We start from the raw sequence: 13,756 nt of genomic DNA, 5'->3' as shown, positions 1-13,756 counted from the left end.
ATTTTTACTCCGCGGGATGCGCGCGGGAGGAAGCAGCGCCCCGCTCGTACCAAACCTTCGATCGGTTCACGATCCAGACCACAGTAAGCATCACCGGAGCCTCGATCTGAACGCCGACAACCGTGGCGAGCGCTGCTCCGGAATTGAAGCCGAACAGGCTGATCGCGGCGGCAACGGCAAGCTCGAAGAAGTTCGAGGCGCCGATCAGGGCGGACGGCCCCGCGACGCAATGCTGCTCGCCAGCGATCCGGTTGAGGAGATAGGCCAGTCAGGCATTGAGATAGACCTGGATCAGGATCGGCACCGCCAGCAGCGCGATCACCATCGGCTGGGCGAGGATCTGCTCGCCCTGGAAACCGAACAGCAGCACGAGGGGCGCGAGCAAAGCCACGAGCGAAACCGGTCCCGGGCGACCGAGCAGTCGATCAAGCGCGGCCTGCCCGCCGTTCGCCAGGAGGCGGCTGCGGAGGAGTTGCGCGACGATCACGGGAATGACGATATAGAGGACGACCGAGAGAACGAGCGTTCCCCACGGCACGGTGATCGCCGACAAGCCAAGAAGCAGACCGACGATCGGCGCAAAGGCAATGACCATGATCGCGTCATTGAGAGCGACCTGGCTCAGCGTGAAGTGCGGCTCGCTCCTCGTTAGGTTCGACCAGACGAAGACCATCGCCGTGCAGGGCGCTGCCGCCAGGATAATGAGACCTGCGATGTAGCTGTTGACCTGGTCGGCCAGGAGCCACGGCCGGAACAGCCAGGCGATGAAGAACCAGCCGAGCGCCGCCATCGAGAACGGCTTCACCGCCCAGTTGATGAAGAGCGTGACGCCAATCCCGCGCCAGTGCCTCCCGACCTGCCCGAGCGATCGGCTGCCCCGGCCAATGCGGGCACGCCTCGCCCGCCGCCTGGTCGCAGACCGTGATCACGAGATCCATGACGGGGGCACCCGGTTCCGCGAAGACATCCCAGGTCTTCGACGACAGACCCTCGGTCGGGATGTGTTCGGCTTCGAGCACCGTGAGCGCCATCGGTTTCGGCCCCGGGCCGCCTTCGCTGCCAGCGGAGAAGGCCCGGAAGCGCCCTTCTCCGAGATGGTTCCGCAAGGCCTCGGCCATGATCGACCGGGCGGAGTTGTGGGTGCAGAGGAACAGCACGTTGTGGACGCGATCAGGCATCGGTCGCGACCTTCGGGGGGCCGCAGGGCGTGAGCTCGGCCAGGAGCGGCGCACAGATCTCCGGGCGACCGCCGCAGCAATCCTTGAGGAGGAAGGCGATGGATGATCGAAGCGCGTCGAGGTCGGCTCGGTAGGCGATCGAGCGGCTGAAGCGCTCCGAACGAACGAGCCTCGCCCGGCTGAGAATGCTTAGGTGCGACGACATCGTGTTGTGGGGAACTGCGAGACGGCGGGCGACCTCGCCGGCAGGCAGTCCCTCCGGCTCCGCGCTCACCAGCAAACGAAAGACGTCCAGGCGGGTACCCTGCGTCAGCGCCGCCAGGGCGAGTATGACTTGCTCATTTTCCATACGTCGGGACCTATCGACATATTGGCTGGCGCAAGACGGTTTTCGGTTGAGTTCGGCGTGACCCACCTTCGCCCGCGGTGGCCTCTCCCCTGGGCGCGCGCCACCATGGAACTCCGGGATTAAATATCGCGTTGCCGCTGCATGGATCGAACAGTGGTGACGTCCGTGCCGCGAGCTCTTTTCAAGCTGCTGAAGATATTCCTGGCAGCCTTGGTGTGCGGTTGCGTCTTGCTGGCTCCGGCAGCCGCAAAAGCCCTCACCGCCGACGAGGTGAACCTAGCAGGCCGTCCGGCTGGCATGAAAAGCAATGTGACGCGCCCCAACGCATCGATCGTCAAGGCTCAGGTCTTGCTAGCGCGTCAGGGGGTCTCTCCCGGGGAGATCGACGGACTGGACGGCGACAACTATCGGAAGGCCATCGACCAGTTCCGTCGCCGCGAAAATCTCGGAACCGGCGAGATCATCGACGCACCGACATGGCAGGCGCTCAAAGGGGACGTCAGCTCGGACATCGTCTCGGACTACGTCGTGACGAAGGACGATATCAAAACCCGGTTCGTCCGGCGCATCCCTTACGATTACGCTCGCCAGGCCCGGATGAAGCGGCTCGGCTACCGGAACGCGCAGGAGATGTTCGCCGAACGCTTTCATATGAGCGAGGGCCTTCTCAGGGTCCTCAACCCGCGAACGCATGATCGGAAGCGTGAAGAAACGCTGCACGTCGTCTCGGTCGGTCGAACCGCTCCTTCCGACGAGGCGCGAACCGTCGAGGCCGACAAGGCCAACGGCATGGTTCGAGCGCTCGATGCGATGGGAAAGGTGATCGCGATGTATCCGGCCACCATCGGCAGCGAGGACACCCCATCGCCCGAGGGCGAGTATCAGGTGGTGAGGGTCGTGAAGAACCCGACCTATCGCTACGATCCGGTCAAGAATTTCCAGCAGGGCAAGAACAAGCGTCGCCTGGTGCTTCCGAGAGGTCCCAACAATCCTGTCGGTACGGTCTGGATCGAGCTGTCGAAGCCGACCTTCGGCATTCATGGTACGCCGGAGCCTTCGAAGATCAGCAAGGCGTCATCGCATGGCTGCGTGCGGCTCACGAATTGGGATGCCGAGGAACTGGCCCAGCTTGTCAGGCCCGGCACGACGGTCCGCTTCACGCAGTAGGCAGCACCACTGCGGCTACTCGCTTCAACCGGCGACGGGACAGGCGCCGTCCCTCGCGACTGTGGGATCGTAGGCCGATGGCTAGGCGCGAACGCAACGATATTGAAATTCGCGATGATGAAGAAGGGTCGGGTGCCATCGTTTCCTTCCCGTTCGACGCCGCTGCCGTCGAACGCTTTCGGGACGCTTTTCCGAGAGCGCGCTGGAACGACGACCTGGCTGCTTGGCGGATCCCGGGCACGACGGCGATGCTTCGCGCGGCGCGATGGCTCGATCGTGAGCTGCCGAGCGCCTTCAGCCTCGCCGACCAGCGCGGCCGCGATTCCTTTTCGTTCGAGCCGATCGTCAGCCCTTATCTGGAGGTCGCCGATGAGCTCGTCGTGCGCACCCCTTATTCACGAACCGTCGTCGACGAATTGCGCGCGGTTCCGTGGGCGTGGTGGAACGGAGAAGACAAGGCTTGGCACGTACCATTCCGCTCGATCGATGAACTTCGCAGGAGATGGCCGGCGATCGAGGCCGCCGCCGAACGCAGCGAGCCGGAAGTTCGAAGGCAACGGCGCGAAGCGGCGAAATCCTCGCCCGAGTACGAAGACGCCAAAGCAGCGATGACTGAGCGGCGCCGCCGGCGCTATCCTGTCCCGGCGAGCGAGCAGCCCCCGCTCGACGGAGTGGTCATGTCCCATCAAGGACCGCTCGTCGTCCTTGAGGTTACCGGCGAGGTCGTTCCCGCGGAGACCGCCGCCCGGCATTACCCTTGGAGTTCCGGACAACCCGACGATCTGGTCTGGGCATTGTGGCGTCGCCCGACGCACGACGAACTTGTGAAAACCTGGCCTGCCCGACATCCCACCGCGGTGAGCGCCCTCCTCCGAGGATGGTGGCAACCTACGCTCGAGCAATTGCGCACGGCCCGGCGAGCGGCGAGCTCGTTGGAGCGCGCTCGAGAAACGCGCCGAGCGAGCAGTGCTTCACGCTTGAACCGGGCCTTTGTGCCGTTTCGATGAGGAGGTGGATGCGGTTCTGGAGGAAGCAAGGAGAGATTCCCGGCAGGCGATCCGGATGGTGCTGCGCAATCTCGTCGTCATAGCGGACGACGCCGATGCTGCTTCGTCGCGCGGTTTCTTGCGCGGTCACTTTTCAGAGGGTCAGCGCCGATCGCTGCGGCAGGATGAGGACTCTTCCCTGGGCTCGCAACCACGGTGATTCGCATGCGTGCGCCGCTGGATGAATCACGAATCATGTACCTCCACGCCCAACCTTGGCCCGGAAAGCGCTTCACCGCCGAACCAGGCGGGACCTTCCCTGCGACTGGTCCGGGACGCTTCCATTGCGAGTGGAATATACTTCACGCCAGGTTGAGGAACGAGGGCTGCCGCAGCTCGAAACAGATGGTGGCCGACGGTTCGATGGTCCGATCGATGGCCGACGGTCGCTGCTATGACGCCAATCTTCTCATCGCCGAAGCGAGGGCGTGGCGATTATAGGGCTTGGAAAAGAACAGGCCGCGATCCGGCATGTCCTCGGCGGCCACGGTGCGATGACCAGAGACTATGATGATCTCGATGGGAGGCCAACGGTCGCGAACATATTGGGCGAGCTTCACACCATCCATAGAGCCCGGCATCTCGATATCGGTGAGCACGATACGGATGTCGGACCGCGACGCCAGAATCTCTATTGCCCGGTCGGCATTGAATGCCTCCACGGCTTCGAACCCCGCCTCCTCCACCATGTCGATCGCATCCATCAGCAGAAGCGGCTCGTCTTCGACGATCAGGATAGTCGGTCTCACGTGGGGGCTCGCATGGATCATCCCGGCCTCGACGATTGGACCACAGCCGTTGCGACGGCGAACGCTAGAACCGAGCCCCAATTCGTTGAAACGGGACTGGATCGCATCAGTTCCGCCAATGGGGAGAATTGACGGGTGGGCGTCATTATCTCGATCGGAAGAAATGGGCGATTCACCCAGTGGGGCTTCCTCCAGATTGTAAGCGGTGCATTGACAGGACGACTTGGCAAATGATGTGTTGCCGCTCGATTTGACATGGCATCTTCAGGTGCGCTCGGATTGATTGCGCGGGGGAAGACGCTTGAGCAGGGAGCAAGTGCGAGGCGCGGATGCGCGTTCCACCGAGATCGAGCGCATGCGGATGTTCAGTCGCATTGCCCGCGCTGTCGGGGAATTCGACCTCGCAGAACTGGTCGGCCTCGTCACGGATGCAGCGACCAAGTGGTCCGGGGGAAAGTTCGGCGCCTTCTTCTACAATCAAGTCGGCGAAAAGGGCGAAATCTACAGCCTCTACACGCTGTCGGGGGTACCGAGATCGGCCTTCGCCGATTTCGAGATGCCGCGTAAAACAGCGGTGTTTGCGCCAACATTTGATGGCACCGGCGTCGTTCGCTCGGACGATATTCGCAAGGATCCCCGATACGGATTGAGCGCTCCGCATTTTGGCATGCCTCCCGGTCACTTGCCCGTTGTGAGCTACCTCGCGGTTCCGGTCATCTCGCGAACGGGCAGCGTTCATGGCGGCATTTTCATTGCTCACGATGAGCCTGGGCAATTCGACGAAGAGGCAGAGGAGATCGTCAAGGCGATCGCCGCTCACGCTGCCATTGCCATCGACAACGCCGCGCTTCTTGCTGAGGCGCGTCGGGAATCCGAGGCCCGGAGGGTGGCGCAGGAAGCCAATGCGAAGCTCGCTGCTATCGTGGCCCATTCCGACGATGCAATCGTGAGCAAATCCCTCGATGGCACGATCACGAGTTGGAATGCCAGCGCCGAGCGCCTGTTCGGCTACACCGCGGAGGAAGCGATCGGGCAGCCGATAACGATGCTGATCCCTGATGAGCGCCTGCACGAAGAGGATATGATTATCGGCGGGGTTCGCGAAGGACGCCGGACTGACCATTTCGAAACCCTGCGGCGGCGCAAGGACGGATCGCTCATTCATGTGGCACTGACCGTTTCACCAATCCGCGGCGAGGATGGCGTGATCGTCGGCGCGTCGAAAATTGCGCGCGATATCAGCGAGCGTATCCAGGCGCAGGAGCAGCAAGCCCTCCTGATGCGCGAGATGAACCACCGGATCAAGAATCTCTTTGCCCTGACCGGCGGGCTGATTTCGCTGAGCGCGCGATCGGCCACTACCGTGGAAGAATTGACCAAGAAACTTCGCGAACGGCTTACGGCGTTGGCTCGCGCTCATGATCTTACGATCTCGGCCGGCGCCGAAGGCGATCGCGCCTCCACCGACCTTCTCAGCCTGGTGCGTGCACTCTTATCGCCTTACGAGGCGGAGAATCGGGAGGCGCTGGAGATTTCTGGGCCAGAGGTTTCCGTTGGAGGGTCTGCTTTGACGGCCCTTGCCCTGGTGCTGCACGAGCTTGCGACAAACGCGGCGAAGTATGGCGCTCTCTCCTCACCGCAAGGTCGGCTCAACGTCAAGCTCGTGCGCGAAGGCGAGACGGTGAAACTCCACTGGACGGAGCGCGGCGGCCCAACGATTGCGGGAWCTCCCGCGCAGGCGGGCTTCGGCAGCAAGCTCGAAAAGGCGACGCTGAGTGGGCTCGGCGCGACAATCGAGCGGAAATGGGATCCMGAAGGTCTGTCGCTTTCGCTCGATCTCCGGATGGATCGACTGAACAGCTAGGCCGACGRTGTCKGTGTGAAGGCGCCTATCGCTTTGMAGGTYTKAGGGCGCGAGATCCGGGCGCCCGCTTCGACGGCGGACTGCGCCAGCGCAGTGGTCGAAGCCGGAGCCCTTGMGCTGGAACGGCAAACTGATYGTGTCGACTGCTGGGTCTGAGCCTCTTGGCGCGCTCGCTGCATCATCTGCCCGCGCTACGTGCGGACAGCACGAGAACCGGCCGCGTTTCTTCAACGAGYTTGCGATGGAGAGGCGTGCGAAGTTTTTGTCTTCTATGAGACCCGCTTTACCCCGGGTGGCCGCCATGTACCTTCACCCGCCGGCAGGATCGACGGCGCTTCCGTCTTCGGCCAGTAGAGCCGCATGACCAGGTAGATCGGCCCGTTCGGAGCAGGCAGCCAGTTCGCTTCCTTGTCGGCGCCCGGCGATTTGGCCTGGATGTAGAGCGTCAGCGACCCATCCGCGTTGGTCTTCATCGCCGGCAGCATCGGCGAGTTGATAAGGTAGCGGTTGATCGGGTTTTCGATCAGRAGTTGGCTCTTGCCGTCATACATCGTGAGTGACCAGAAGGAATTCACCGGTGGCAGTTGCCCCGCCGGGAAGGTCAGCGTGTAATTGTGCTTGCTGCCGTCGAGCGCCTGGCCGTCGCTGTCGACGCGCGTGAACGGATAGGTCGCTTCCTCCGGGTCGTTCCCATAGATGCCGGCCTGAGCGGCGACGGCACGCTTCATCCAGTCGCCATTATAGTGGGCGCTATCGCCGGGAAGACCGCTAAGCCGCCAGCCGTTGATCGCCTTGCCGACACTGGCGACGGCCTCGTCGACCTTCCGCTGGCCTTCCTTCATGCCAAGGCCGATCTCCAGCTTATGCTCCAGAGAGAGGTCCTTGAAGTTGAAGGTCTTGCCAGGGCCGATGCCGATGCGTGCCAGCTTGGCGCGCATCTCCTTCTCGTTCTCCTGCGCCGGCGCGAATTGCAAAGCGAAGTCGAGATACTCGAAGAAGTTGGTCTTCACGAGTTCCTTGTCGATCTTGGGGAAATCGACGGTTGGCRCGGCCGSCGGCGGCGTCYGCTKCARATRGGCCGAGAGCATCTGCACCTTGTAGCCAGCCTGCACCTTCTTGACGTTGTCGAGATCATCCGCGCCGAAAAGCTGGGTGCGATAGCCCGCTAGGGCAAACTGTGTGCTCGAACGAAACACCTGCTTGATGCCCGCCGGGGTGTCGCCTTTCCAGTCGGGCCCGACGACCATGTAGTCGCCGGCCTAAGGAATAGGGCGTGTCGCTGTTTGGCGTGACGATTGCCGTATCCTTGTAGGTGAAGACGTTCGGTTCGTTCTTGATCTGATTGAACGGAGCCTTGAACTGGCCAGAATTGCGATCGATCGCATATTCATGCATGACGGCATAGTTCATTACGATAGGCAGTCCGTAGATGCGTGCGCGGCGAAGCGATCATCTGGAAAACATCGCGCGGCCGCGTCTCGGCCGCTCGATCGGCGCTGGCGCCGTCGCGGGTTTCTTAGAAATTCACCCTGAGCTGCGCAGTGCCGCCGACACGTTGCGTGTTCCCGGACAGCTCCGAGTCGACGCGCATGCCGAGGCTGACGGTTTGGCTAAGCTTGATATCGGCTCCTGCCGCGAGCAGCGCCGCATTGCGGTCGGGCCTGGCACCGCTCACAGCGAAGCTCGCGCCGGGCAGGCCGTTGAGCGCGGCGGTGAGGTCGACGTCGCGCTGGTAGTAATGCGCCCATGCGGCGCGGACGAAGCCGGTGACGGGCGATGCGCCCGCGATCAGGTTGGCATCGAGCTGCAGGCCGAGCTCGCTGCGGCTGGTGATGCCGGTGCGCCGCGGCAGCGTCAGCATGCCGACGGTCGCGCCCATCGCGTCGCGCTCGACCGCAGCCGGGCTGTTCGCCCGCACCGCCTGGAAGGCGGCGAGCGGGGAGAGCGTCAGGCCACCCCAGCCTGCCACTGGTAGGCTCGCCTCGATTCGACCGGACCAGGCCTGCGTCGCATAGGAGGCGGCCACGCCGGTGCGGCCCAGCGCCGGGATGGCGCGGCTGGTGTCGGTGTCGAGCCGGGCATAGCCGAGCGCGCCGGCGAGGTTGACCGAGCCAAGCGTGGTGCGGCCATAGAGACCAGCCTGGAAGACATCGGCCTCCGCCTTGCCGAGCCCGCCCGAGAGCGAGTCTCGCGCCTGGCCACCCGCGACTGCGGCGCCGATGACGGTGCTGGAGCCCAACCGGATGTCGGCGCCGAACGCGACATGCGCATCGGAGAGGTTTCGGTTGGCCGAACCCACGACGCGGTCGCCGTCGGTTCGTCCGGTCGAGCCGAAAGTCGCGCCCCAGAGCGCGAAGCGCGCCGGATCGAAGGTCGGGCGTCCCGACCCATCCTGCCTCGATGGCAGGTCGGCTGTGAAGCCGGCCACGCCGGCAGGGCCGCCGGGCGCTCCTGAGAGCCGGCCGCTACCCGAGCCGTCCAGCATCGTGCGCAGGAATTGGTCTGAAGCGACATGCGCCATCGCGGGCGCCGCCGTATGGACCTCGCCCGAGAGCGAGTTCACAGCCGCTGGGATCGCCGCCGCCGGCAGGTTGTAGATCCCAAATAGGGCGGACGGGTCGACGCGATTGGCCACCGCACTGTCGATGGCCGAAGCGACCGAGGCGGCGTTGCGCGGCGCTGTGACGCCGAGCGTCGGTGTCACGATTGGCGCCAGCGGCTTCGGTGTCAACCTCAGCAGCACGTCGTTGACGGTGTAGCTCACCGCAGTGGTGACACCGTCGCCGAAGGAGCCGGTCGTGTCGACCGGGCCGAAGCGCGTGCCGCCGAGCCCGCCCGCTGCCGACAGCAGCGTGTAGGGGGCGGAGAAGCTGTAGGCGCCGCCGAGCGGCACGATCCGCAGCGTACCCGCCAGCGAGGCCGTGCCGGTGACGTTGACCCGGTCCGCGACAGTGCCTTGGACCTCGGCGATATAGGTCGATGCGACGCCCATCACGAGGCTGCCGTTGACGGTCAGCGTCCCCGGTGAATTGCCCGGCGAAAGCGTGCCGCCGATCGTGGTCGCGCCGACCGAGCCGGAGCCAGCCAGCGTCGCACCCGCATGTACGATCACCGGCGTCGCGACCGAGCCGTCGACGACGAGCCTGCCACCAAACACCTGGGTCACGCTCGTGTAGGTGTTCGTTCCGTTCAGCGTCAGCGTGCCGGTACCGGTCTTGAGCAGCGAGCCCGCGCCCGAGATCGTGCCGGAGAAGGTCGTGCTGCTGTTGTTAACTCCGGCATTCAGCGTCGTGCCGCCCAGGAGCACGTCGCCCGAGCCGGACAGCGAGCCGACCGTCTGGGCGATGCCGTTGAGATCGAAGACCGCCCCGGCCGAAATCTGAACCGCCGTCTGGTTCGGCAGGACGCCCAACCCGCCCATCCGTAGCGTGCCTTGCTGGATCCAGGTGGCGCCTGAGTAGGTGTTGATCCCCGACAGCGTCAGGACCCCGGCGCCCGTCTTGGAGAGCGTGCCCCCGCCGCTGATGACGCCGGCCAGGCCAAAATCCAACGAACCGGTATCGACGAAGGCGGTGCCGCTCGACAACGCCACAGCGTTGGCCAGCGTGAGAGAAGGGGCGTTGGCACGAAGCGTCGTCCCACTCGCCATCTGCAGCGTGCCTGTGCCGAGCGCGCTCGCCGATCCGACGGCGAGGGTGCCTGCGTTGAGCAGCGTGCCGCCGGAATAGCTATTGGCGCCGGACAGCGCCAGCGTGCCGGCGCCGACCTTGGTCAGGCTGGTCCCGACGCCATCGATGATGGCCGAGCCGATTGAAGCGGCGACGCCGGCTGCCGTGTTGATAATGCCGCCCCCGGCGACGCCGAGGCCGAGAGCGCCTCCGGTCAGCAGAAAGCCGTCGCTGGTGAACTGCAGCGTGTCGAAGTTTTGCGTGCCGGACACCGTCACCGTGCCGGCTATGCCCTGGAACACGCCGACAGAGCTCAGCCACGGGGCATTGAAGCCCGCCTCGCCCGGCGCCACCGCCCAGTTGGTGTTGCCGCCATTCCAGGTGCCCGTGCCGCCATCGACGGCACCGTTCCCGGTCTGGTCAGCGCCGTCCCAGAACTGCAGGATCTGGCCGGCCCCGAGCACGGCAAGATTGACCTGCGGCGGCAGGCCGGCAGGCATGCTGTAGACCGTCCCGGTCGCGCCTGCGACGCTGGGCGCGGACAGTGCAAGCGACGAGAAGCTGCCGCTGATCGTGCCGCCGCCGGTGACGTCGAACAGGCGATAATAGCCGGCCGAAGCGACATTGGCCGCGAGCGTGCCGCCGAGCGTCAGGTTTCCGGTCGCCCCGCTGCCGTTGATGATGATGTGGTCGTTGGTCGCGCCGCCCGCGACTCCAGGGGTGCCGAGTTCGAACACGGTGTTCGAGCCGGCATTGATCGCCAGCGATCCTACCGTGAGCGTGCCCGGGCTGTTACCGGCCGACAGCGTTCCGCCGGAGGCGACCGTCACCGCTCCCGCGATCGAACCCGAGCCGGCAAGCGTCGTGCCGCTGCCGACGCTCACGCTGGACGAAGCCAGCGAGCCGTTCACGATCAGCGTGCCGCCGTTGATGGTGGTTGCGCCAGTATAGGTGTTGGCGCCCGTGAGCGTCCAGGTGCCTGTGTTTATCTTCGTCAGCCCGCCTGTCCCCGTGGCGATCACCCCGGATACGGTCCCTGTCCCGGGGCCGGCTAGGGTCAGATTTTGGCCAGAGCCGGTAATGCCGCCGGTGACGGTCAAGGTACTTGGAAAGGTCAAAAGGCCGGCGTTGATCTGGCTGTCCGCGGCGAGAGTGATGTCTCCGCCATAGGTGCTCGTGCCGCCGCCCGCTTGCAGGGCGCCGAAACCACCTGTGCCGCTGCCCGAGAGCGTGAGCGCCTCCCCGACAATGTTGACGCTGCCGCCGAGTACAAGGGACGCGCCCGATGCCACCACCGTTCCGTTCGCTGTCGAGCCGAGACCGAGACTGTTTGTCACAAACAGGGGGCCCGAATTTACGATGGTGAGGCCGGAATAGGTATTGGCGCCTGCCAGGGTCCATTGGCTGCCGGACTTCGTGATTGAGCCGGAGCCCGTGGCAATCACCCCACTGATGGTGCCGCCGTTGTTGCTGGAGCCGCCAAGCGTCAGATCCGTGTTGGATCCAGTGATGCCGCCCGAAAGATACAGCGAGCTCGTGTTATTAACATTGATACTACTGGCTGCCGCCAGAGTGATCGCGCCCTGGAAGGTGTTCACGCCGGAATTCAAACTGGTGAGAGCGCCGCCCCCTGACACGCCAGTCCCCGAAAGCGTCAGAGCTTCGGCGCCGACGTTGATACCGCCCGTCAAGGCGAGCGTCGCACCCGAGGCGACCGTCGTGCCGCTGGAAACCGCACCGAGGCCACTGGCGTTGGAGACCGTGAGGGTGCCGGCCGAAACCGTCGTCAAACCCGAATAGATGTTCGCTCCGGACAGGGTCAGGCCGCCGGTACCGACCTTGGTGAGGGCGACCATATCCTGAATTGTACCAGCATAGGTGGTGCTTGAATTCAGTCCGCCAACCGACAGAGTTTGTCCCGCCCCAAGGGCTCTTATGATGCCGGTGCCTTCGATCGAACCGATCGACAGCGTATCACCGGCGCCCATAATTAAATTCAGTAATCCGCCCTGGCCGATAAATCGCGAGCCCGCCGCCGAACTCCCGGCACCGAATTGCATCACGCCGGAGGCTGGTCCCGCAATAAGCGCCATCGGGCCGGTAACCGTGCCAGAGATAATGAACCCGCCCGCCGCTCCAGCAAACAGTGTCTGCTCGAAGGTCGAATTATTGGTGATGTTGGTGATAGCCAGAGCCGAGCTGGGGGCAGTCGACAACGTGTAGGCGAGCGCGTTGTTGTTGTATTCGAGCAGCGTGAGCGAACCGCCGGACGCGGTGACATTTCGCTCCGCCGTGGGGCTGTTCGTGAAGGTCGCCGTTGTCGGCACCGCTCCGCCAGCCCAGTTCGAACCGAGGTTGAAATCCCCGGTGGCGCCCAGCCAGTCCGCCGCATGCGCCGTGCCGGAGGCCATCACAGCCGTGGCAGCGACGGCGAGTGCCAGACCGCTCACCATCGTTTTGTCCACCAGCGCACCCCGCAAACGCGATAGCGTATTGGCGGCGACGTCACGGCTCCTCGAAGGCATCATTTATGCAACAGCCCCGCGGCGATGACGCCGGTTGCGGGCACGGATTGGGCGGTGAAGGATGTCGTCTCGCGCAGGGCGCGGCGTCGGCAGGAGATCATAGGCTCTCACGGTAGGCATAGTCCGTCGCCATTAGCCCGCGACGCAATTTGCGCAGTTTAGCGATTTTAGATCGTGATGCACCTGCTTTCCGATATTGCGGCATTGTCGCGGCACGATCGGCAGCTGCGTCTTCCGCTCACTTGTCACAGCTCAGGCCGCATAGGTCGTAGGCGCAGACGGCGTTCCGTTGGCGGTAGACCCAGGCGCTGAAGGCGAAGGTTCTGACCCTTTTGAGCATGGGGTTGCGGCTCGCCGAACCGCGAATGTTATTTTGCGCTGGATCAAACACCTTGGCTGGTTCTCGTGATTTGATCGTGACTTCGAATGGGAGCCCTGACGGTTCGCTTACACGCGGGTCCGATCAGCTTGCCGACGGAGGGACTCATGAGGGCAACTGCCTTGAGCGCAGCACTCATTCTCGTCTCAACGGCGATGGCATTGAGTGACGATGTTCCTTTCGCTGCACTGCCACCGAAAGGAGAGCAAGAAATCTCGAATCTGGTCAGTCTGGGCGACATCATGAGCGTAACTCAGTTGCGTCATATCAAGCTCTGGTATGCGGGCAACTCCAAGAACTGGGATCTAGTTAACTATCAACTTGATCGCATTAGCGAGAGTCTGAGACGAGCCGCAGTTCTGTACGTCAATATTCCGGTCGACGAGGTCAACGCTGCAGCTGAGCATGTGACCGCCCTGCGCCAGGCCGCCGCTGCCAAGGATAGCGGCAAATTCGTGCGCGCTTATTCCGCGCTGACAATGGCCTGCAATAGCTGCCATTCGCACGGCGGGGTCGGCTTCATCAAAATCCAGACCCCCACCTCATCGCCGTTTTCTGATGAGAATTATGGTAAGTGAGGTCGATCCGGGTTGGACTGGGTGCTGCAAGCAGCGGTTATCTGAGTTCCTCAGCGCGCCGGGTCGGACTGCGTTTTTGACCGTGAGCCGGGCGTGTTTGTCAGTAGGCGTTGAGTTCTCCCTGACGGTGGGCGCCGAAAATTCCCTGCCTAGCGTCCTTGCCTGAAGCAGCCGGGTCCACCCGCTGCTTCAGGCGTTCCACCCGTCGCCGATGATGCCCGCCAAGGGGGCGGCGGCGGTGGTCCGGCTTAGG

Annotated in this window: 8 protein-coding genes and 3 pseudogenes; 5 read left to right on the top strand and 6 right to left on the bottom strand. The window is 63.9% G+C overall.

The genetic code is table 11. The features are described from left to right. Nucleotides 1-4: 4 nt before the first annotated feature. The 3 genes and pseudogenes from AB4Z10_RS12995 to AB4Z10_RS12985 form a co-directional block, all read right to left on the bottom strand. Nucleotides 5-868 (bottom strand): annotated as a pseudogene (locus AB4Z10_RS12995) (arsenic resistance protein); the annotation flags it as partial. Next, a pseudogene (locus tag AB4Z10_RS12990) lies at nt 867-1,178 on the bottom strand (arsenate reductase ArsC); the annotation flags it as partial. The pseudogenes AB4Z10_RS12990 and AB4Z10_RS12995, both read right to left, overlap by 2 nt. Then, nucleotides 1,171-1,527 (bottom strand): ArsR/SmtB family transcription factor, encoded by a 357-nt coding sequence (locus AB4Z10_RS12985; protein ID WP_441470805.1) that lies wholly within the window; start codon nt 1,525-1,527, stop codon nt 1,171-1,173. The pseudogene AB4Z10_RS12990 and the gene AB4Z10_RS12985, both read right to left, overlap by 8 nt. A gap of 309 nt (nt 1,528-1,836) precedes the next feature. Here AB4Z10_RS12985 and AB4Z10_RS12980 point away from each other — a divergent pair, with 309 nt between their 5' ends. From AB4Z10_RS12980 to AB4Z10_RS12970, 3 genes are all read left to right on the top strand, one after another. Continuing rightward, nucleotides 1,837-2,694, top strand: coding sequence for a L,D-transpeptidase (locus AB4Z10_RS12980; protein WP_441470804.1), 858 nt, complete (start codon nt 1,837-1,839; stop codon nt 2,692-2,694). A gap of 77 nt (nt 2,695-2,771) precedes the next feature. Then, a complete protein-coding gene (locus AB4Z10_RS12975; RefSeq protein WP_441470803.1) occupies nt 2,772-3,701 on the top strand; it encodes a hypothetical protein in 930 nt (309 codons plus the stop codon). A gap of 4 nt (nt 3,702-3,705) precedes the next feature. Beyond that, nucleotides 3,706-3,900 carry a hypothetical protein gene (locus tag AB4Z10_RS12970; RefSeq protein WP_441470802.1) on the top strand — a complete coding sequence of 65 codons (195 nt, stop codon included), beginning with the start codon at nt 3,706-3,708 and terminating at the stop codon, nt 3,898-3,900. Nucleotides 3,901-4,132: 232 nt separating this feature from the next. Here AB4Z10_RS12970 and AB4Z10_RS12965 read toward each other — a convergent pair whose 3' ends face one another. Beyond that, nucleotides 4,133-4,510 (bottom strand): response regulator, encoded by a 378-nt coding sequence (locus AB4Z10_RS12965; protein WP_441470801.1) that lies wholly within the window; start codon nt 4,508-4,510, stop codon nt 4,133-4,135. 280 nt (nt 4,511-4,790) lie between these two features. Here AB4Z10_RS12965 and AB4Z10_RS12960 point away from each other — a divergent pair, with 280 nt between their 5' ends. Further along, nucleotides 4,791-6,353, top strand: coding sequence for a PAS domain S-box protein (locus AB4Z10_RS12960; RefSeq protein WP_441470800.1), 1,563 nt, complete (start codon nt 4,791-4,793; stop codon nt 6,351-6,353). Between the two features lie 269 nt (nt 6,354-6,622). On the opposite strand, the pseudogene AB4Z10_RS12955 reads toward AB4Z10_RS12960, so the two are convergent. Together AB4Z10_RS12955 and AB4Z10_RS12950 are read right to left on the bottom strand one after the other, a co-directional pair. Beyond that, nucleotides 6,623-7,784: pseudogene (locus AB4Z10_RS12955) on the bottom strand (DUF1254 domain-containing protein). A gap of 85 nt (nt 7,785-7,869) precedes the next feature. Beyond that, nucleotides 7,870-12,474: an autotransporter-associated beta strand repeat-containing protein gene (locus tag AB4Z10_RS12950; protein WP_441470799.1), complete on the bottom strand. Its 4,605-nt coding sequence runs from the start codon at nt 12,472-12,474 to the stop codon at nt 7,870-7,872. Nucleotides 12,475-13,032: 558 nt separating this feature from the next. Here AB4Z10_RS12950 and AB4Z10_RS12945 point away from each other — a divergent pair. Then, nucleotides 13,033-13,503, top strand: a complete 471-nt coding sequence (locus AB4Z10_RS12945; protein WP_441470798.1) for a hypothetical protein — start codon at nt 13,033-13,035, stop codon at nt 13,501-13,503. The last annotated feature ends 253 nt before the right edge of the window (nt 13,504-13,756 follow it).

It is taken from the genome of Allobosea sp. RAF48, from assembly GCF_052114025.1.
Taxonomy (GTDB): domain Bacteria; phylum Pseudomonadota; class Alphaproteobacteria; order Rhizobiales; family Beijerinckiaceae; genus Allobosea.
The sequence above is the reverse complement of the archived record's forward strand: the minus strand, read 5'-3'. Positions and strand labels throughout refer to the sequence as shown.

Coding starts and splice junctions, on each gene's coding strand:
- AB4Z10_RS12965 (WP_441470801.1), bottom strand. CDS start 4,510: ATGATCCATGCGAGCCCCCACGTGAGACCGACTATCCTGATCGTCGAA.
- AB4Z10_RS12985 (WP_441470805.1), bottom strand. CDS start 1,527: ATGGAAAATGAGCAAGTCATACTCGCCCTGGCGGCGCTGACGCAGGGT.
- AB4Z10_RS12975 (WP_441470803.1), top strand. CDS start 2,772: ATGGCTAGGCGCGAACGCAACGATATTGAAATTCGCGATGATGAAGAA.
- AB4Z10_RS12945 (WP_441470798.1), top strand. CDS start 13,033: ATGAGGGCAACTGCCTTGAGCGCAGCACTCATTCTCGTCTCAACGGCG.
- AB4Z10_RS12950 (WP_441470799.1), bottom strand. CDS start 12,474: ATGGTGAGCGGTCTGGCACTCGCCGTCGCTGCCACGGCTGTGATGGCC.